The organism is Paenibacillus sp. FSL R7-0179, assembly GCF_038002265.1.
Taxonomy (GTDB): domain Bacteria; phylum Bacillota; class Bacilli; order Paenibacillales; family Paenibacillaceae; genus Paenibacillus_AQ.
Map to the genome: position 1 here is coordinate 657,292 of NZ_JBBOCC010000002.1, position 19,306 is coordinate 676,597.

General features: G+C 57.2%; 16 protein-coding genes. 14 read left to right on the forward strand and 2 right to left on the reverse strand.

The window, feature by feature from the left end:
• Positions 1 to 139: 139 nt before the first annotated feature.
• Positions 140 to 1,519 (forward strand): amidase family protein, encoded by a 1,380-nt coding sequence (locus MKX63_RS19585; RefSeq protein ID WP_341019407.1) that lies wholly within the window; start codon positions 140 to 142, stop codon positions 1,517 to 1,519.
• A 44-nt stretch (positions 1,520 to 1,563) separates the two neighbouring features.
• On the opposite strand, the gene MKX63_RS19590 is transcribed toward MKX63_RS19585, so the two are convergent.
• The gene (locus MKX63_RS19590; RefSeq protein WP_341019409.1) at positions 1,564 to 2,271 is read right to left on the reverse strand and encodes a hypothetical protein; all 708 of its coding nucleotides are present in this window, start codon (positions 2,269 to 2,271) and stop codon (positions 1,564 to 1,566) included.
• Between the two features lie 281 nt (positions 2,272 to 2,552).
• On the opposite strand from MKX63_RS19590, the gene MKX63_RS19595 reads away from it, so the two are divergent.
• From MKX63_RS19595 to MKX63_RS19655, 13 genes are all read left to right on the forward strand, one after another.
• Positions 2,553 to 4,127 carry a PucR family transcriptional regulator gene (locus MKX63_RS19595; protein WP_341019411.1) on the forward strand — a complete coding sequence of 525 codons (1,575 nt, stop codon included), beginning with the start codon at positions 2,553 to 2,555 and terminating at the stop codon, positions 4,125 to 4,127.
• Positions 4,128 to 4,170: 43 nt separating this feature from the next.
• Positions 4,171 to 4,800 (forward strand): NTP transferase domain-containing protein, encoded by a 630-nt coding sequence (locus MKX63_RS19600; RefSeq protein WP_341019412.1) that lies wholly within the window; start codon positions 4,171 to 4,173, stop codon positions 4,798 to 4,800.
• A gap of 212 nt (positions 4,801 to 5,012) precedes the next feature.
• Positions 5,013 to 6,188, forward strand: coding sequence for a BMP family ABC transporter substrate-binding protein (locus MKX63_RS19605; protein ID WP_341019413.1), 1,176 nt, complete (start codon positions 5,013 to 5,015; stop codon positions 6,186 to 6,188).
• Between the two features lie 110 nt (positions 6,189 to 6,298).
• Positions 6,299 to 7,831, forward strand: a complete 1,533-nt coding sequence (locus MKX63_RS19610; RefSeq protein ID WP_341019415.1) for an ABC transporter ATP-binding protein — start codon at positions 6,299 to 6,301, stop codon at positions 7,829 to 7,831.
• Positions 7,828 to 8,943 (forward strand): ABC transporter permease, encoded by a 1,116-nt coding sequence (locus MKX63_RS19615; protein ID WP_341019417.1) that lies wholly within the window; start codon positions 7,828 to 7,830, stop codon positions 8,941 to 8,943. The genes MKX63_RS19610 and MKX63_RS19615 overlap by 4 nt, the downstream gene beginning before the upstream one ends.
• Positions 8,944 to 8,973: 30 nt before the next feature.
• Positions 8,974 to 9,903: an ABC transporter permease gene (locus tag MKX63_RS19620; RefSeq protein ID WP_076076879.1), complete on the forward strand. Its 930-nt coding sequence runs from the start codon at positions 8,974 to 8,976 to the stop codon at positions 9,901 to 9,903.
• Positions 9,904 to 9,955: 52 nt separating this feature from the next.
• On the forward strand, positions 9,956 to 10,474 hold the full coding sequence (gene uraD / locus MKX63_RS19625) for a 2-oxo-4-hydroxy-4-carboxy-5-ureidoimidazoline decarboxylase (protein ID WP_341019418.1): 519 nt from the start codon (positions 9,956 to 9,958) through the stop codon (positions 10,472 to 10,474).
• Between the two features lie 48 nt (positions 10,475 to 10,522).
• On the forward strand, positions 10,523 to 10,909 hold the full coding sequence (uraH, locus tag MKX63_RS19630; protein ID WP_341023132.1) for a hydroxyisourate hydrolase: 387 nt from the start codon (positions 10,523 to 10,525) through the stop codon (positions 10,907 to 10,909).
• 62 nt (positions 10,910 to 10,971) lie between these two features.
• Positions 10,972 to 12,369, forward strand: coding sequence for an allantoinase AllB (allB, locus tag MKX63_RS19635; protein ID WP_341019419.1), 1,398 nt, complete (start codon positions 10,972 to 10,974; stop codon positions 12,367 to 12,369).
• Entirely contained in the window at positions 12,366 to 13,727 is a 1,362-nt protein-coding gene (locus MKX63_RS19640; protein WP_341019420.1) for a Zn-dependent hydrolase, read from the forward strand. Before allB ends, MKX63_RS19640 begins: the two co-directional genes overlap by 4 nt.
• A gap of 85 nt (positions 13,728 to 13,812) precedes the next feature.
• The gene (locus MKX63_RS19645; protein WP_341019421.1) at positions 13,813 to 15,039 is read left to right on the forward strand and encodes a pyridoxal-phosphate-dependent aminotransferase family protein; all 1,227 of its coding nucleotides are present in this window, start codon (positions 13,813 to 13,815) and stop codon (positions 15,037 to 15,039) included.
• A gap of 101 nt (positions 15,040 to 15,140) precedes the next feature.
• Positions 15,141 to 16,949, forward strand: a complete 1,809-nt coding sequence (locus MKX63_RS19650) for an adenine deaminase (RefSeq protein WP_341019422.1) — start codon at positions 15,141 to 15,143, stop codon at positions 16,947 to 16,949.
• A gap of 663 nt (positions 16,950 to 17,612) precedes the next feature.
• On the forward strand, positions 17,613 to 18,002 hold the full coding sequence (locus MKX63_RS19655) for an IDEAL domain-containing protein (protein WP_341019423.1): 390 nt from the start codon (positions 17,613 to 17,615) through the stop codon (positions 18,000 to 18,002).
• Positions 18,003 to 18,075: 73 nt separating this feature from the next.
• Here MKX63_RS19655 and hemH read toward each other — a convergent pair whose 3' ends face one another.
• On the reverse strand, positions 18,076 to 19,128 hold the full coding sequence (hemH, locus tag MKX63_RS19660) for a ferrochelatase (protein WP_341019424.1): 1,053 nt from the start codon (positions 19,126 to 19,128) through the stop codon (positions 18,076 to 18,078).
• Positions 19,129 to 19,306 lie beyond the last annotated feature (178 nt).

Sequence of the window (19,306 nt, forward strand, 5' to 3'; positions counted from 1 at the left end):
GAATACAACTATCGCCGAATGCTCGGCTTAAACGCAGCTTCATCCCTTACTTACTCTACTAGAAGAGGAGAAGGCAGAGTAATTAAGGAGATAAGGATAGAATAATCCGGCTGGTCCGGGAGGGAGAGGGTGGGGCAGTATGGTTCTTGATAATCGGCACGGTGCATTCCGGGTCCCGGAGCTGGAGATTCCAGGCAGCGGGCACGGGACATTGCACGGCCTGGCCTTCACAGTAAAAGATGTCTTCGCAGTGGCCGGGCACCGCTCTTCCGCCGGTAACCCGGACTGGCTGCGCAGCCATGAACCGGCGGACTCCCATGCGACTGTTGTTCGCATGCTTCTGGAAGCCGGAGCTATGCTGCGGGGAGCTGCCCATACAGATGAGCTGATGTATAGCCTTGGCGGAGAGAACTATCATTACGGTACGCCGGTGAATCCGCATGGGGAGAACCGGATTCCCGGCGGCTCGTCCAGCGGGTCGGCGGTAGCGGTGGCCTCGGGAAGTGTGGATTTTGCCCTTGGGACGGATACAGGCGGCTCAATCCGGGTTCCATCCGCTTATTGCGGTGTGTTCGGTTATCGTCCATCGCATGGAGCGGTATCCTTGGAGGGGGTGATTCCGCTGGCCCCGGCTTTTGACACGGTGGGCTGGATCGCGGGAAGCGCGGAGCTGCTGCTGAAGACGGGGCGCGTTCTACTCGGGTCTGCGAACAGCGGCGTGGTTGCCCAGGGCGGAGAGAGTAGGAAGAAGGAGGGTGTACTACTCGGGTCTGTGGACAGAGGCGAAGATGCCTGTAGTGGGGAGAACAGGAAGAAGGCGGGCGATCTGCTCGGGTCTGCGAACAGCGGCGTAGTTGCCCAGGGCATGGAGAATAGTATGGAGCAGAGCGGTGGTGAGAAGGTAGACGAGTCTGCCGGTGATCTTCGAATGTCCCGGATGTTCATCCCGCCGGAAGGCTGGGCGCTTGTGGAGCAGGACTGTGCAGACTACCTGAGGCGTGGGCTGGACAAGCTGCAAGCAGGCGCTTCGCTACAGGCTGCTGAAGCCGTGGTTGCCCCTGAAGGCTTGAAGACTTGGATGGACGCCTTCCGCGAGCTGCAGGGTGCCGAGATCTGGGCAACCCATGGAGAGTGGATCGGGCGGGAGCAGCCGGTCTTCGGGCCGGATATTGCCGCCCGATTCGCTTGGGCGGCGGGGCTGGCCGGGGCGGATCACAGCCCCGCCGCTATGCTGCGCAGCCGGATCACTCAGCGGCTGCGGGCGCTTCTCGGGAAGGACGGCTGTCTCGTCCTTCCGACCGTGCCGGGTCCGGCCCCGCTGCGCGGCGCAGGACCCGGGCAACTGGAGCGTAGCCGCAGCAGCGCGATGATGCTCAGCTGCCTGGCCGGACTGGCCGGGCTGCCGCAGGTTACGCTGCCGGTGCCCGGCCCCGGCGGACTCCCGCTGGGACTGTCCGTCATCGGCGGGCACGGACAAGATCTCCGGCTCCTGTCCTGGATACAGGAGGTATGGAAGTAGGAAATCATAGTCCGGGTTCTCTGAACGAAGAGAACCCGGACTATTTATTGACCGAATGTATGCGGAAAACAGCATACAATGTGCCGGTACTGGGGGAGCGGGCCAAATGTAATCGAAAAACCGATCACATTCGGAGTTGCGTGGGTGCGTGAACTAAATGTAATCGAAAAACCGATCACATTCGGAGTTGCGTAGGTGCGTGAACTAAATGTAATCGAAAAACCGATCACATCGGGCGGCGCGAGGGCTGACGGAGCGATTGTAATCGGAAAACCGATCACATTCGGAGTTGCGTAGGCGCGTGAATCAAATGTAATCGGAAAACCGATCACATTCGGAGTTGCGTAGGCGCGTGAACTAAATGTAATCGAAAAACCGATCACATCGGGCGGCGCGAGGGCTGACGGAGCGATTGTAATCGGAAAACCGATCACATTCGGAGTTGCGTAGGCGCGTGAATCAAATGTAATCGGAAAACCGATTACATCGGGCGGCGCGAGGGCTGACGGAGCGATTGTAATCGAAAAACCGATCACATTCGGAGTTGCGTAGGAGCGTGAACCAAATGTAATCGGAAAACCGATCACATTCGGAGTTGCGTAGGCGCGTGAACCAAATGTAATCGGAAAACCGATCACATTCGGAGTTGCGTAGGCGCGTGAATCAAATGTAATCGGAAAACCGATTACATTCGGAGTTGCGTAGGCGCGTGAACCAAATGTAATCGGAAAACCGATTACATTCGGTGGCACGAGGGCTACCGGGTTGGTTACATTGGGCCGGTGCGGGGGTGAGTGGTCGGATGTATGCGGAAAACAGCATACATCCGGCAGCTGCGAAGATACGTGCACCGTAGGCAGCTCCATAGGAGCAAATGAGTGTTACTAACACTCAAAATGTGATGTTACCTAACACATATAAGCCTAATTCTAACTTTTCTCTTTCCAACAGCGGTCATTTTATCTATAATGTTACATAAAGTAACATATGAATCGAATGAACCTATTATGAAGGTAGAGAAGGAGGAGGGGCTATGCATCTTACAGTGGAAGAAGCGTTGTCCATTTATCCTTTATCCGAAGCGAAGCTGATTGCCGGGTCCAAGGGGAAGCACAGGATTGTGAAATCGATCAATGTCATGGATGCTCCCGATATCTCGGACTGGATCAAGGAAGGGGAAATGCTGCTGACCACAGCCTATCTGATCAAGGACAGCCCGGAGGAGGCCTCGGCATTGCTGCAGATGCTGAACCGGCGCGGGTCAGCGGGACTGGGCATTAAGCTGGGCCGGTTCTGGGAGGCTGTGCCGCCGCCCTTGATTGCGGAAGCGGAGCAGCTGAATTTCCCGCTGATTGAACTGCCGTTCCAGTTCACCTTCTCCGACCAGATGAACGGCTTGTTCCGCGCGGAGCTGTCGCGCAGCATGGGCACCCTGCAGAGCATGATGGAGAAGCAGCGGCTCCTGATGCGTCTTGCCTTGCGTTCCGGCCGAAGCCGTCCGCTGCTGGACACCGTCTCGGAGATTATCGGGTATCGCTTAGCTGTAATCAGCAACCGGGGCACGGTAGTGTTCAACAACTCGGGGTATACGGAGAGTGAGCAACTGGAAGGTTGGCCCTGGCCGCCACGCAATCAGCGCTTCCGTCTCGGCGAAGGCACCGGCTACCGGCTTCCGCTGCTGCAGGCCGGGAAATGCCTGGGTTACCTTCATTATTGCGATATTGATCCCTTGCTGCTGCCCGTGGAGGAAAGTCTGTTCGTCCAGGGGGCAGAGCTGATTTCTTATCATATGCATACTGGGCTGGAAGATTATTTCGAGCAGGCTGGGCACCGGGAATTCAGCGGGCTGCTGCGGCGGTTCCTGAATGACGGGCTGAAATATGCTGAGCTGGCGCAGGCGGCGCTCCGGCTGGAGATTACGCTGCTTGAGGCCCCGTTCCAACTGCTGCTTACCGATGTGGCTGCTGCGGGAGAAGCCCGGCAGACAGAGCTGCTGCGGCTGAAGGAGGAGTATTCGGAGCATCCGGTGCTGCATGGCCAGCAGGCGGTCCACTTTCTGGTGGAGGAGGGACTGGTGTCGCTGTATCCGGCCGGGCCGCATCAGCCCGAGGAGTTCCGGGCACTGATTCAGGAATGCTTCGACAGCCTGAAGTTCGATAGAGGGTATTATCCGCAGGCTGCTGTAAGCAGCGTGAAGCTGAAGCCGGAGGGGCTGAAGGAAGCTTTTGCCGAGATTAAGGAATGTATGGGGATGGCCCGGCAATGGGGCGCACACGGAAATGTGGTGCATTACCGCCAGCTGGAGCTTGATCTGCTGCTGAGCAAGATTCCGGCGGAGACCATGGAGCGTTACTACAACGGCAGTCTGCGGGGACTGCTTAGCCGGGAACCGGAATATGTTAAGGAGATGCTCCACACGCTGGAGGTCTACCTGGAGAATGATGGCCATGTGAACGAGACGGCCAAGAAGCTGTTCATTCACCGCAATACGGCCACTTACCGGATTGAGAAGCTCAGTGAGCTGCTGGATGTCGATTTCAAAAAAATCAATGATCTCATGAAGCTGAAGCTGGTCTTCCTGTTCCGCAGAATGCTGGAGCGCGAATAACAGCCGTCCATGAGCAGATTGCCAAAAAAAGGAGTGGAGAGCAATGAAGGTGGCCGGAATCTTTTTGGCGGCAGGCCGCAGTAATGGAGCAGGGGCCTCGGAAGGTTCTCTGAACAGGGCGGGCGCGGGTTCAACAGGTGCGGCGATGCTCAGTGAGCTGGAGACCTGCGGGCTTGCGCCGGTGGTTGTGGTGGTTCGCGCGGATGATCCTTTGGGCTGGCTGCCGCCTGCCGGGAAGGCGGAGAATATGCGGCGGATTGAGACTTGCCTGACGGCCCATTTGGGCCTGTCCTTCTCACTGCGCTGCGGCTTGAATGCTGTTGCTTCGCTTCAGCCGGATGCCGTGGTCATTGCGGCGGCGGACCAGCCGTTTGTGGCAGCGGATCAGATCTGCCGGTTCATCCAAGCTTATGGGCAGCACCCGGAGCTTGATTATGTCACGAGTGCACAAGAAGGATTGCTGATGCCGCCTACCTTGTTCTCAAGCACGCTGTTCCGCGAACTCCAGGAGCTGGACGATGAAGAGGGCATAGCTGGCATTATGCGGACCCAGGAATATAAGGGGCTAATCCTGCCGCAAGAGCCTGTTCAGACGTTTGCAGAGCCCGGGCTGCCGGAGAGCTTTGGAGAGTACCGCAGAGAATGGAGTGTGCGGAGCGGCAATAGACAGTGAATTCGCTATTTTTCAAAGTAATGTAAGGTAATATCACATAATTTAAGTTAAATTTGAGATGACTTCGTGCATGAAGCACAAAACTGCCCCCTCTTCTTATCCAACCATACAAAGCTATGTTATATAAATTTACGTAAGTGCTGCGCCTCAGTATAGTAGAGATACATTAATGGCTGTAGCCATTAGGAGAGATATCCTGGAGGAGGAGAATTATGAAACAAAGGGGTCAGGCATTCAAATTTAGTGTTATTACGATGTTCCTGCTGGCGGTGGTTCTGACGGGGTGCGCGAAGAATAATACAGCGTCTAATACAGATGCAGCAGCAACAGCGGCGCCTTCGGCGGCAAGTACACCGGCAGGCAGCGAGGCAGCGGCAACCACGGAGCCGGCAGCGAAGAAGCCGACGGTTGCTTTTGTCTATATCGGACCTCCGGGTGACGGCGGGTATACGTATCAGCATGATCAGGGCCGTCTGTATATGGAGAAGGAGCTTGGGATCAAGGCCGATTTCGTTGAAAATGTACCGGAAAGCGCCGATGCCGAGCGGATCATCACAGAGCTTGCGCAGAACCATGACATCGTGTTCACCACAAGCTTCGGCTATATGGATTTCACCTTGAACGTGGCGGGCAAATTCCCTAACGTGAAATTCCTGCATGCCTCCGGTTACAAGACAGCCGAGAACATGGGAACCTACTTCGGCAAAAACTATCAGGCCAGTTATCTGTCCGGGATCGCAGCAGGCAAAATGACAAAGAAAAATCATCTCGGCTATGTGGGAGCCTTCCCGATCAGCGAGGTGATCTATAATCTGAACGCCTTCACGCTGGGCGCGCAGAGTGTCAACCCGGCGGTGAAGGTGGATGTGGTGTGGACGAATACCTGGTATGACCCTGCGACGGAACGTCAGGCGGCAATCAGCCTGCTCGACAAAGGGGCGGATGTCCTGCTGGCGTATCAGGATTCACCGGCTACCCTTCAGGCTGCGGCGGAACGGGGAGCTTTTGCCGGGGGAAATGACTCGGATATGAGCAAGTATGCACCGGACAACTACTTAACCAACCCTGTATGGAACTGGGGTCCTTATTATGTAAAGGCTGTACAGTCTGTGATGGACGGAACCTGGAAAAGTGAGCAGTATTCCGGCGATATGGCCGACGGCATGGTGGAGCTGGCGCCATTCGGCAACAAGGTTCCTGAGGATGTGAAGAAGCTTGTGGAGGACGCCAAGGCCAAGATCATCAGCGGCGAGCTGGAGGTATTCACTGGACCGATCTCGGACAACAAGGGCAATGTAACTGTTAAGGACGGCCAGAAGCTGACCCTTGAAGAGGTGCTTGGCATGAACTGGCTGGTCAAGGGTGTCGAGGGCACGATTCCGCAATAACAGCAGCTGAAACACATCTTCATACAGCACAGCCTTACGGGTGGGGCGGGTTCCGGATACCGGAGTCTTCCCCACCTGTACTATAACTACCCGGAAAGGAGCGTAGTATTATGCAGGACCCTTCGGTTGAAATGCGCGGGATAGTGAAGACATTCGGTGCTGTAACGGCTAGTGATCAAGTTGATTTTTCGGCAAATGCGGGAGAGATTCACGCGCTGCTCGGGGAGAACGGGGCAGGGAAAAGCACAGTCATGAGCATGCTGTCAGGAGTGTACCGGGCGGACGCAGGAGAGATTCTTATTCATGGCAAACCGGCCAGAATCCGTTCCCCGAAGGATGCGGCATTGCTCGGTGTAGGCATGGTCTTTCAAAACTTCAGACTGGTGCAGAGCCTTACAGCGGCGGAGAATATCGTGCTTGGCGAAAAGTCGTCTTTCTGGCGCGGCAGCAGCTGGATCAAACGTAAGCATGAAGAGATAGAGGCGCTTGGAGAACGATTTGGCTTGAAATTTCCCGTCGACCGGCCGATCTGGCAGCTGTCTGTCGGCGAGCAGCAACGTGTTGAGATTGTAAAAACGCTATACCGCGGGGCAGACATCATCATCCTGGATGAGCCGACTTCGGTGCTGACACCGGGAGAGGCGGAGCAGCTGTTCGAGACGCTTCAGGTGATGAAGCAGGCGGGCAAGACGGTGATCATGACCACGCATAAAATGAAGGAGGTTATGGCCTCCTCGGACCGGATCTCCGTGATGCGTAAGGGAAAAATGATTGCGTCCCTGATGACAGGCGAGACGGATGAGCTGGAGCTGGCCCGGCTTATGGTGGGCCGGGAGGTTACGATCAGCCGGCAGGAGCGCGAGGCGACGGCCGGAGAACCGCTGCTGATCGTCCGCGATCTGGAGGTCGCAGCAGATCATGGCCGCAAGGCGCTGGATGCCCTGTCGCTTACGGTTCATGAAGGCGAAATTGTGGGCGTAGCCGGCGTTGCGGGCAACGGGCAGAAGGAGCTGGCGGAGGTATTGACGGGGCTTAGAGCATGGAGGTCGGGCGAGATCCGGTTTGACGGCAGTCCTGTGAGAACAGCTTCGGTAAGAGGAGCGATCGATTCGGGCATCTCGCATGTGCCGGAGAACCGGATGAAGAGCGGTCTGGCCGGACGGCTGGGGTCGGTTGACAACCTGCTGTTCAAGTCTTACCGCAGCGGGGAGCATTCCCGGTTCGGCTTCCTGAAGGCAGCCCGGAACCGCTCCTGGTCGCAGGAGCTGGTGCGCCGTTTCAATGTGAAGACGCCTGAGCTGGATACTCCTGTGCAGCAATTATCCGGCGGGAACCAGCAGAAGCTGCTGTTCGCCCGCGAGGTCAGCCACCGTCCGAAGCTGATGGTGGCTGTGCATCCGACGCAAGGGCTGGATGTCGGCGCGGCGGCAGGGGTGCATGAGCTGCTGATGGAGCTGCGCAGCTCCGGCAGCGGGGTGCTGCTGATCTCTGAGGATCTGGATGAGCTGCTGCAGTTATCCGACCGTATTCTGGTGATCTACGGCGGTTCCATTATAGGCGAGAGCGATCATGAGCAGGCGGACCGGGAACAAATCGGCCTGATGATGGCGGGTATCCGGAGCAGGGAGGGAAGTGCCGTATGAGTCCGAAGCCTGGAAATGAATCTGCAACGCTTCCGCCGCTGGCGGGACGCAGCGGGAGATGGTACTCCCTCAGGCTGGAATATGACTCAAGCCGTACCCGTTCACCGTGGTGGACGCCTATTCTGTCGGTTGTTCTGGCGCTCCTGCTCTGTGCGGTGTTCATCGCCGCTAATGGAATGAGCCCGCTGGTCGTCTACGAGAAAATGTTCCGGGGAGCCTTCGGCACCTCCTACGGCTTCACAGAAACCATGGTCAAGGCGATTCCGCTGCTGCTCTGCGGGCTAGGCATTGCTGTGGCTTACCGGATCTCCGTGTGGAATATCGGAGCGGAGGGCCAACTGACGGTAGGCGCAATGGCGGCTACTGCGGTAACGATCTATTTCCCGGACTTGTCTTCCTTTTGGTCCATTGCGCTGATGCTGGTTTTCGGTACAGCGGCCGGAGCCTTGTGGGGTCTGATGACGGCGGTGCCGCGTACCCATTTCGGTGTCAATGAGCTGATTACCTCGCTGATGCTGAACTACGTGGCCTTGCTGGCTCTGGATTATGTAGTGTTCGGCCCCTGGAAGGACCCGAAGGGGTTCAACTTCCCGGGCTCACCGATGTTCACGGCCGCCCAGTCCTTGCCGGTGCTTGGAAGCACCCGGCTGCACATCGGGCTGATCTTCGGACTCGTGGCCGTGCTGATCTATTATCTGATGATCCGGTTCACCCGCTGGGGCTATGAGCTGCGTCTGATCGGTGCCAATCCCACAGCGGCCCGTTATGCGGGCATTCATATCAAAAAGCATATTATCATCGTCATGCTGATCAGCGGCGGTCTTGCCGGAATTGCCGGCATGGCCGAGGTGTCCGGGGTTACGCATAAGCTGATGCAGGGGATCTCACCGGGCTATGGCTACACAGCGATCATTGTAGCCTGGCTGGCCAAGCTGAACCCGCTGGGCCTGATTGTGACGTCAATTCTGTTCGGCGGCCTGATTGTGGGCGGCTATAGTGTTCAGACCATCGGACTGCCTTCGTCCATATCGGAAATGCTGCAGGGCGCGATCCTGTTCTTCCTGATTGCCGGCGACATGATTCACCGGTTCCGCATCCGCCGGAGCGCATAACAGCATTCTCGTACAGGAGGGAGTTCACTCATGGATTTCACTACACAGTTATTAATCGCAGCCATCTCCGCAGGAACACCGCTGCTGCTGGCTACGCTGGGAGGCATTCTGACCGAACGGGCCGGCATTATCCAGCTCGGCGCGGAGGGGCTGATGCTGATGGGGGCAGTGACGACTTGTATCGTCTACATCCGCAGCGGGAATCTGATCCTTGCGCTGCTCTCGGCGGTGGCCATTACCGCCCTTCTGGGCATGGTCCATTCATTCTTATGTGTCACGCTGAGGGCGAATCAGACGATGTCGGGTCTGGCGATGACGCTGTTCGGCAGCGGTCTTAGCGCTTATGTGGGCAAGTCGATCAGCGGCATTCCGCTCCCCGGCAGTCTGCCCAAGCTGGATCTGGAGATCCTGAAGCCGGTGCCGGTGCTCGGGGAGCTTTTTGGAAGGCTGGATATGCTGACCTGGTTCAGTCTCCTGCTTGTCCTCGTGCTGCATCTGCTGATTCACCATACCTCATGGGGGCTGCATCTGCGGGCAGTCGGCGACAATCCGGCTACTGCGGACGTCATGGGGATTCGTGTGCAGCTGATCCGTTACTGTTATGTTACTGCCGGAGCGGCGCTGATCGGTCTGGCGGGTGCGGATATGGTGCTGGCGTATGCGCCGACCTGGAATGAAGGACTGACCGCCGGACGGGGCTGGATCGCCGTGGGTCTGGTGATTTTCGCCAGATGGAATCCGCTGCGCGCGCTCTTTTGCGCCTATTTCTTCGGAGCGCTCGATTCGCTGGGCTTCCGTATTCAGCTGCTGGGAAGTGCGGTGCCGTCCTATTTTCTGAAAATGATTCCTTACGTCGTAACCATTCTCGTATTGATGTACTTAGGATACCGCAATCGCAACAAGCCCTCCGGTACGCCGGAATCGCTGGGAACCCCTTATATCCGGGAACAGCGGTTCTAGTCCGGGAGGGCGCAGGCGGCAATATACAAATTAGAGGGATGGAGGCTGGCCTATGACTATACCGGCGGACCAGTTGACTCTGGAGCAGATTAACTCGATGGCAAAATCAGACTTCGTGGAACAGCTCGGCGGCATCTTCGAGCATTCCCCTTGGGTAGCTGAGGGGGTGTACAGCAGGCGTCCGTTCGATTCGGTGCAGGAGCTGCATGCTGCCATGATGGAGGTAGCACGGCAGGCGGAGCCGGACCAGGTGCTGGCACTGCTGAGAGCTCACCCGGATCTGGCGACAAAACTTGCAGTCAGTCCGCTCTCGGCGGCTGAGCAGCAGGGGGCCGGACTGGACCGGCTGACACCGGAGGAATTCGCGCAGCTTACCGGACTGAACGCTGACTATACAGCGAAATTCCGCTTTCCGTTCATCTTCGCTGTACGGGGCAAAACGAAAGAAGACATCCTTAGCGCCATCGGTGAGCGTGTGGACCGTCCGCTTAAGGAGGAGCAGGAGCAGGCGCTGCTGGAGATTGGTGCAATCACTCGTTTTCGGCTGGAGGATCTGCTGAGGGCGGAATAGAGTCAGGTCACTGCATATTATAGGAGGAAGGTGACGCAATTGTCTGGAATGCACGGACGGCTGAGCACCCATGTGCTGGATCTGTCACAGGGCAAGCCCGCTGCGGGCCTGTCGCTTCAGCTCTGGCGGCTGGAGACCGGAGGGCCTGTGCTGCTGCGTGAGGCGGTGACGAATGAGGACGGCAGGCTGGACGCTCCGCTGCTGGCGGGAGAAGAAATGCAGGCCGGAAGCTATGAGCTGTTATTTATGGCCGGTGATTATTTCCGGGGCGCTCAGACTGGTGCCGGAGAACCGGAGCCGGAGGAGGGCGCGGGCGCTGTAATCCCGTTCCTGGACCAGATTCCGATCCGCTTCAATATGCCGGACCCCTCTGCCCATTACCATGTACCGCTGCTGGTTGCACCTGGAGGATACAGCACTTATCGCGGGAGTTAACACGTCAGTCAAGTGTACCGCTGCACCTAATCTTAAGCCAATAGACCGGAGGTGGGCTTATCATGAAGGAAGAAGGTTACGAGCTTATCATCAGGAACGGACAGGTGGTCCTGCCCGGAGAAGTCCGCAGGCTTGAGATCGGGGTGAAGGATGGCAAAATTGCTGCACTGGGCGAAGCCTTACAGGCCTTGTCCGGGACCAGAATTCTGGATGCGGAAGGACAATACGTACTGCCCGGCATGATCGACATGCATGTTCATTTTAATGAGCCTGCGCTCGGTCACTGGGAGGGCTTCCGCAGCGGGTCGGCTGCTCTTGCGGCCGGCGGCTGCACCTGTTATGCGGATATGCCGCTGAACGGGAATCCGCCGACAGTGAATGTGGAGGCGCTCCGGCTGAAGGCGGAGGCCGCAGCCGGGAACTCGGCGGTGGATTATGTGCTGTGGGGCGGATTGGTGCCAGGGAATCTGGAGGAGCTGGAGGGACTGGCGGCTGCGGGCGTTAGCGGGTTCAAGGCCTTCATCTCGAATCCCGGCGGTGAAGGCGAAGGCCGGTTCCGTGAGGTGGACGATGACACCCTGTATCAGGGGATGCTTCGTATCGCCGCAACCGGCGGGATTCTCGCCCTGCATGCGGAGAGCGAAGCGATAACCTCGGCGCTGGGGGCGGCGGCAATACGCGCCGGGCGCAGCAGCGCGCGGGATTTTGCGGCTTCGCGCCCTCCGCAAGCGGAGCTGGAGGCTGTAGCAAGGGCGCTGCTGTACAGTGAGCGGACCGGCTGTAAGCTGCACTTCGTCCATATCAGCACAGCGGCAGCCCTGGAGCTGATTCATGAGGCCAAGCTGCGCGGCCTGGATGTGACCGCAGAGACCTGTCCTCATTATCTGATTCTGGATGAAGACAGCATGGAGACCCTTGGGCCGCTGGCCAAGTGCGCTCCGCCCCTGCGCAGCAGCGGGGAGCGGGACCGGCTGTGGACGGCACTGGCTGCGGGGCAGGTAGATCTGGTTGCTTCCGATCATTCCCCCTGTCCGCCCGACTTGAAGCTGGCGCCCGGGCTGTCATTCATCGAGGCCTGGGGCGGGATCTCGGGAGCCCAGAGCAGTCTGGAATTGATGTTCCATGAAGGTGTTCATGTGCGCGGCTTGCCGGTTACGCAGATCTCGGCGCTGCTCTCCGGGCTTCCTGCCCGGCGGTTCGGGCTGGAGGGGCGCAAGGGCTCCATCGCACCGGGGCTGGATGCCGATCTGGTGCTGCTTGATCCAGATGCAGCCTATACCCTGCGTGCAGAGGATCTGTTGTACCGTCATCGGCATAGTCCCTATGTCGGAATGACCTTATCCTGCAAGGTAACGGCGACGATCTGCCGGGGCAATATAGTCTATACTGCCGCGGAAGGCATTATTGCTGGCAGCGGAGGAGAATGGCTGCGTGTCAGGCACAGCCAGCCAGAGCTATGAAGCCGCCGGTCCCGCATGTCCCCGCGGGGGAGATGCTGAAGCTGCTGGATGAACTCGCAGTATACAGCGCTCCGGGTCCCGGAGTTACCCGGCTGCTGTATACGCCGGAGTGGCAAGGGGTTCAGCATTTTTTGCAGGAGAGAATGGCTGCACTGGGGCTTGAAGTCCGGATGGATCAGGTGGGGAATGTTTATGGCACACTGGCCGGTTCTCAGGTCAGCGATAAGGTTATTCTGACCGGCTCGCATATCGACACGGTGGTGAACGGCGGACGGTATGACGGTGCCTATGGAGTAGCTGCTGCTGTAACTGCGCTGCACTATCTTCTGGAGACCTTTGGTCCGCCGCTGCGGACGCTTACGGTGGTATCCTTCTGTGAGGAGGAGGGCAGCCGCTTTCCGCTGACGTTCTGGGGCTCGGGGAATGTAACCGGGCTATATCACGGGAAGGAATGTACAGACTGCGCAGATGCGGAAGGAATCACGCTGGCGGATGCGATGGCGGCCTGCGGTCTTGGAGAGAGTGAAGGTTTGGCTGCCGAAGCTGCGGCAGGTATGGAGCAGAGTGGCGGAAGCGGGAGTGAGGGAGGTGGGAGTGAGGAACCGGTAGCTGGAGCTACGGTAAGTCTGGGGGAAAGCTTCTGGCGCAATAATAGTCCTGTGCGCAGTGATATTGCCGCATATGTCGAGCTGCATATTGAACAGGGGATTATTCTGGAGCGGATGTCCCGGAGAATCGGGGTCGTGCAGGCCATCGCCGGACAGCGGCGGTATCTTGTCAAGGTCGGCGGGACGGCCAATCATGCAGGGACTACACCGATGGGGCTCAGGCAGGATGCCCTCGCCGGGAGTGCGGAGATGCTGCTGGCGCTGGAACGGTCCGCCCTGGCGGAGGGCGATCCGCTGGTAGCCACAACGGGGCGGCTCGAGGTCTATCCGGGGACATCCAATGTGATTCCCGGCGAAGTGCAGTTCACGCTGGATATCCGGCATAGCGAAGCCGGGGTGCTGGAGCGCTTCTGCGCAGCCGTCCTGGAGGAGTTCGCAGAGCTTGGACGCAGGCGCGGCCTGACGCTTGAAGTACAGACGTTGCTGGAGACAGCCCCTGCTCCTATGGATCAGGAGCTTCGAGCGGCTCTTGAAGAGATCTGTCTCCGGCAGGAGAAGCCCTACCTGAGCATGGTCAGCGGTGCAGGACATGATGCCCAGCTGTTCGCCCCGCGCTGCCCGGCCGCGATGATCTTCGTGCCGAGCCAAGGCGGAATCAGCCATTCTCCCGAAGAATATACCTCCCCGGAGGATCTCATTGCTGGACTGGAAGTGCTGACAGCCATATTATATAGATTAGCTTATGAATAAGAGACGACCAAGCTTCGGGTTGTAATCTCAATTGCGTATAAAATAGCGAGAACTGATCACTTAGAAGTCTGGAGGGGAGAGAACCATGAAGCGGTACGAAGATTTGTCGCCATCCTTGCGGTGCATTATGACCCCCGGTCCCGTGGAGGTTGATCCGCGTGTACTGCGGGCGATGTCTTATCCGGTGCTGGGACAATTCGATCCTGAATTCACAGAGATCATGAATGAGACGATGGAGATGCTGCGTGAGCTGTTCGCCACCAAGAATCAGTGGGCATATCCTGTAGACGGGACTTCGCGCTCCGGTATTGAGGCGGTGATGGTCAGCCTGATTGCGCCGGGGGACCGGGTGCTGGTTCCGGTCTTTGGCCGTTTCGGCCATTTGCTCCATGAGATTGCTGAACGCTGCGGCGCTGAGGTGCTCACGATAGAACAGACCTGGGGCCAAGTTTTTCCCCCGGAAGAGGTGATTGATGCTATACGGAGCTTCAAGCCGGATGTGGTGGCAATGGTTCACGGGGAGACCTCTACAGGCCGTGTGCAGCCGCTGGCCGAGATCGGGCGGGCCTGCCGGGAGCAGGATACGCTGCTGATTGTAGATGCGGTGGCGACGATTGGCGGGGTGCCGGTAGAGACGGATGCCTGGATGCTGGATGCCGTGGTCGGAGGAACGCAGAAATGCCTGTCCATCCCTTCAGGTATGGCCCCGGTGACGTATAATGACCGGGCGGAGGCCAAGCTGCTGAAGCGCAAGCAGGTGGAGCGTGGACTTAGAACTGACGCTGCTGCTGTCAGTGAGCTGCCCGTGGTGCGGAGCAATTACTTGGACCTTAGTATGCTGCAGGATTACTGGAGTCCCCGGCGGCTCAATCACCATACGGAGATGACCTCCATGCTATACGCTCTGCGTGAAGGCCTGCGTCTGGTCCTGGAGGAAGGGCTGGAAGCGCGGCATGCAAGGCACAGATTCAATGAGCAAGCCCTTACTGCCGGATTGTCAGCTATGGGGCTGGAACTGTACGGGGAGGCGGAGAGCAAGCTGACCGTAGTCACCTGTGTGCTCATTCCGGCGGGCATAGACGGGGAATCCGTCCGTGACATGCTGCTGCAGCGTTTCGGCATCGAGATTGCCAGCTCCTTCGGGCCGTTACAGGGCCAGATCTGGCGGATCGGGACCATGGGCTTCAGCTGCCGGGAGAATAATGTGCTGCGTCTGCTTGGCGCGCTGGAGGCTGTGCTTATCCGCCACGGATACGCGGTACCTGCCGGACAGGGCGTTCAGGCGGCACTTGACGTATATGAGTCAAAGTAAGATAATCATACAATGTGATTTGTTTAAGTGACGGCTTGCACCCCCTTTAGGGGTGTCAGGGCCGTTTTTTCTAAATAGATAACCGGAAGGGAGTGCACATGATGACTTATACACGACAACCATTGGCTGACTGCGTGCCTGAGCTGGTTGCTACTGCCCGGGGAGATCAGAAGGCTACACTGGTCATTACAGGCGGCAAGCTGGTCAATGTCTGCTCTGGGGAGATTCTGGACGGCATGTCTGTCGCTGTACAAGGCGGGCGCATTGCTTACGTCGGCAAGGACGTCTCCCATACGATTGGGGAGAGAACGCAGGTTATTGATGCGGCGGGCAGATACATTGCTCCCGGCCTGATTGACGGACACTGCCACATCGAGAGCACTCAATTGACGGTGACTGAATTCGCCCGTGCTGTACTGCCGCTGGGGACGACCGGAGGCTTCTTCGATGCCCATGAGATTGCCAACGTATTCGGGCTTAAGGGAATTAAGCTGATGCTGGACGAGATGCGGGGAACGCCGCTGGCTGCCTATATGCAGGTGGCTTCCTGTGTCCCTTCTGCGGGCGCAGAATTTGAGACAACCGGCGCGTCGATCGGACCGGAGGAAGTAGCGGAAGCCTACACCTGGGGCGAGGATGTGATCGCACTCGGCGAAGTCATGAACTTCCCGGGTGTCGTCTACGGCGATGAGAAGATGATTGGAGAGATTCAGGCCACGCTGCGTGCTGGACGTTATGTTGACGGGCATTTCACCTGGCCGTCGAGTGACTGGAGACTTCCGGTCTATGCCGCAGCAGGGGTGACCGGGGATCATGAGTGTGTGACAGCGGAGGATGTGATCGAACGCGTACGTCTGGGGATGTATGCCAAAATGCGCCGCGGCTCAGCCTGGCATGATGTCGCCAAAACCATCACGGCGCATACCGAGCACGGGCTGGACCCGCGCCGGATGATGCTGGTGACGGATGACCGCAGCTCCGAATCGCTGCGCGATGAGGGGCATATGGATTTTGTCGTACGCCATGCGATCTCCCAGGGGGTGAAGCCGGTCACGGCTTTTCAGATGGCAACGATCAACACAGCCGAGCGCTTCGGCGTAGCCCGCGATATCGGCTCCATCACGCCGGGCTCCTGCGCGGATATCATTCTGCTGGACGGAAATCTGGCCGATGTCCATGTGGTCATGACGATTGCAGCCGGTGTTGTTGTGGCTGAGAACGGCCGCATGACGGCTGAGCTGACCCCGTACACCTACCCGGATGAAGTGCTGGCCTCTGTGCATCTGCAGCAGCCCCCGGTTCCCGCAGACTTCGTGATTCATGCGCCCATTGAGGAAGGTGTTCTGGCTACGCGGGTCATCCAGGTTATTGAGAACCATGTGGAGACCGGCGAGCTGATCATGAGCCTGCCAGTAGCTGGATCGGAGCTGGTGGTGCAGGACGGCCTGTGCAAAATCGCTGTTCTGGAGCGGCACAAGGGAACGGGCAACAAATCTGTTGGGGTTGTGCAGGGCATCGGCTTCCGTGAGCCTGCGGCAATAGCGATGACTGTAGCTCATGACAGCCATAATGTGCTGGTCATCGGTAATGATGATGGACTGATGGCGCAGGCGGCTGCCGCTGTGGCGGAGGCGCAGGGCGGTGTTGCAGTGATTACCGCTGCCGGGACCACCTTATTCCCGCTGGCGATTGCCGGACTGATGTCCGCAGAGCGCTTTGAGATTGCCGCCGCGCAATCCGCTGCCATCAGCAAAGCGCTATATGATGCGGGCTGTACGCTGAACTATGCTTTTATGACCCTGTCTCTGCTGGCCCTCGCGGTTATACCCGCACTGCGGATATCCGATAAAGGCCTGGTGCGGATCTCGCCCGAAGAGGGAATTCAGCTGGTACCGTTGTTCGTCAGCTAAGGCGGCGCGACACCATACCGGTGAAGGTACACTTTTATTCTAATATTGGGCTACTGGCCATTCAGTCTATTGCAGACTGGGTGGCTTTTTTGTTGTAGAGGAAACTATAGTTTCCTCCTGTTAGTGGACAAGGTGAGTGTAAGGTACAGGGCCATATGGACCGAATGTGTATGAAAAACAGCATACATTGTGCTCGCATGGAGGCGCATGCTCGAATGTATGCGAAAAACAGTATACATTATGCTGGTGCGAAGGTGCATGGCCCAAATGTATGCCAAAAACAGCATACATTGTCTACCACGCAGGCGCATGGACCAAATGTATGTAAAAAACAGTATACATTGTGCTGGCGCGAAGGTAATCCTTTCATCCATAGGATGGCTTTTTGTTCATGATTGGGTACCATGTTGAAAAAAAGAAATAAATTAACCGATTTTTCACAGGATGAAACAGAAAATTTTAAATTTTTAATGAAAAAGCATTAACAATAGGTGCGGAAAAGACGATAATACTTTTAAATTAGTTTAAAATTATTGTCGAATCATGAAAATTCAGCATATACAGATCGTCCAAACCTGAGGAACGGGGTGCATGAGAATGATGAGATTGGAAACGCGCGACATCTTGAATATCACCAGGAAGCAAATTACCGGTATTTTTAAAATGGAGCCGGTTGAACTGAAATTTGTTAATGATTATCAGGGTGAGCAGTATCTCCTGACCAATGATAAGCTGCATCTCAGCAACCAGCATTATTGGGCTAAGGTCATGGATTGTGTGTTCGAGAACCATGTCAGACCTGTTCTGATGTGCGAGGTGCTCTACTTCCTGCGCAATGAGTTTCTGGAAAGTGACATCAAGCTGATGTTCTCCTATGATTTTGCGGAGGGCTCGGAGGGAACAGCTTCGGCTTCGGCTGAGATCAGCTTCAAGGATTCACCTGATCTGCAGCCTGATGAAATTGCCGAATTGATTGATTTTGCGCTGACTTTGCAGGATAAGCAGTGGTTCGAGGAACTGACTGCCAAATATAAACAGCTCACGCTTCAATAATTAGGAATAATGTCTACGCCAAAAGACGCCCGGTTCACAGGTTGAAGATACCTGTAGACCGGGCGTTTCTGTGTTAGAGCGGCTGCTCTGACGCCGCCGCAGCTGCTACGGAAGGGTGCCAGCCCTGGGCCGAGCAGTCAACCAGTCCCGCGAGGAAGCTGATCCACTCTCCGGTGTCGTTCAGGCAAGGAGCCACCTCCAGCATCTTAGCGTTTCCGCCGCCCATGACGAAGAGATCCCGTCCTTCTACGGCCAGCTCATGCAGCGTTTCAAGGCAGTCCGTGACTAGTCCGGGTGAGAAAATCAGCGGCCGCCGGATTCCGCGTCCGTGAAGCTCCTTCAGCGTATCCGCAGTCGACGGTCCCACCCAGGTCTCCGGCCCGAAACGGGACTGGAAGGAGAGCTGCCAGCGTTCCGGAGTCCAGCCCATCGCTTCTGCAAGCAGACGGGCCGTTTCCTGGCACTGCTGCGGATAGGGATCTCCGGTCTCGGCATAACGGCGGGGAATGCCGTGGAAGGACAGGATATAATAGTCAGGTTCTTCACTCATGGCGCGGATCTGCCGCTGTAATAAGGACTGCATCGCTGCGATATAGCCGGGCGCGTCATGGTAGGCTTCTACGAACCGCAGCGCCGGTACGAAGCGTTTGGATACCTGTCCGTAGCGGCTATGCCGTCCCAGAGCGGCGAAGCTGGCAGCTTCATAGACGGAAGCGGTCGTCGTCGAGGAATACTGCGGGAATAATGGCAGGACTATGATGCGGGTCACTCCCGAAGCTTCCAGCTTGCGGAAGGCTTCAGCCATGCCGGGTGTGCTGTAAGCAAGCCCCAGCTCGACCTGATAGCTGCTGCCCAGCAGTGCCTGGAGCGCTGCCTGCTGTGCTCTGGAATGGACGAGCAGCGGTGAGCCCTCTTCCATCCAGATCTCCTGATAGAGCTTCGCGGACCGGCGCGGACGGGTGCGCAGAATAATACCGCGCAGCAGCGGCTGCCAGAAGAGCGGATGATAATCAATGATTCTGCGGTCAGACAGAAACCGCTTCAGATAGGGACGGACCGCCTTGGCGCTCGGGGCGTCAGGGGTTCCGATCTGAGCAAGAATAACGCCTATACACGACGGATTCATGAGCAGCTGTTACTCCTTTCCATGAACATGACATCGTATAAAAATATCATATTTAAGCGCAGCCGCACAATATAATATATCGCATGGTTATCATATGAAGGAGGATATGGCAGATTATGAGAGGTAGATGGAATCAGATTTTATGTTATTGCAAAAAAGTGATGTTTCTTATAGGGTA

Excerpts from the sequence above, each read along its gene's own strand:
- MKX63_RS19585 (WP_341019407.1), top strand. The coding sequence starts at position 140 with ATGGTTCTTGATAATCGGCACGGTGCATTCCGGGTCCCGGAGCTGGAG.
- MKX63_RS19595 (WP_341019411.1), top strand. The coding sequence starts at position 2,553 with ATGCATCTTACAGTGGAAGAAGCGTTGTCCATTTATCCTTTATCCGAA.
- MKX63_RS19600 (WP_341019412.1), top strand. The coding sequence starts at position 4,171 with ATGAAGGTGGCCGGAATCTTTTTGGCGGCAGGCCGCAGTAATGGAGCA.
- MKX63_RS19605 (WP_341019413.1), top strand. The coding sequence starts at position 5,013 with ATGAAACAAAGGGGTCAGGCATTCAAATTTAGTGTTATTACGATGTTC.
- MKX63_RS19610 (WP_341019415.1), top strand. The coding sequence starts at position 6,299 with ATGCAGGACCCTTCGGTTGAAATGCGCGGGATAGTGAAGACATTCGGT.
- MKX63_RS19615 (WP_341019417.1), top strand. The coding sequence starts at position 7,828 with ATGAGTCCGAAGCCTGGAAATGAATCTGCAACGCTTCCGCCGCTGGCG.
- MKX63_RS19620 (WP_076076879.1), top strand. The coding sequence starts at position 8,974 with ATGGATTTCACTACACAGTTATTAATCGCAGCCATCTCCGCAGGAACA.
- uraD (WP_341019418.1), top strand. The coding sequence starts at position 9,956 with ATGACTATACCGGCGGACCAGTTGACTCTGGAGCAGATTAACTCGATG.
- uraH (WP_341023132.1), top strand. The coding sequence starts at position 10,523 with ATGCACGGACGGCTGAGCACCCATGTGCTGGATCTGTCACAGGGCAAG.
- allB (WP_341019419.1), top strand. The coding sequence starts at position 10,972 with ATGAAGGAAGAAGGTTACGAGCTTATCATCAGGAACGGACAGGTGGTC.
- MKX63_RS19640 (WP_341019420.1), top strand. The coding sequence starts at position 12,366 with ATGAAGCCGCCGGTCCCGCATGTCCCCGCGGGGGAGATGCTGAAGCTG.
- MKX63_RS19645 (WP_341019421.1), top strand. The coding sequence starts at position 13,813 with ATGAAGCGGTACGAAGATTTGTCGCCATCCTTGCGGTGCATTATGACC.
- MKX63_RS19650 (WP_341019422.1), top strand. The coding sequence starts at position 15,141 with ATGACTTATACACGACAACCATTGGCTGACTGCGTGCCTGAGCTGGTT.
- MKX63_RS19655 (WP_341019423.1), top strand. The coding sequence starts at position 17,613 with ATGGAGCCGGTTGAACTGAAATTTGTTAATGATTATCAGGGTGAGCAG.
- hemH (WP_341019424.1), bottom strand. The coding sequence starts at position 19,128 with ATGAATCCGTCGTGTATAGGCGTTATTCTTGCTCAGATCGGAACCCCT.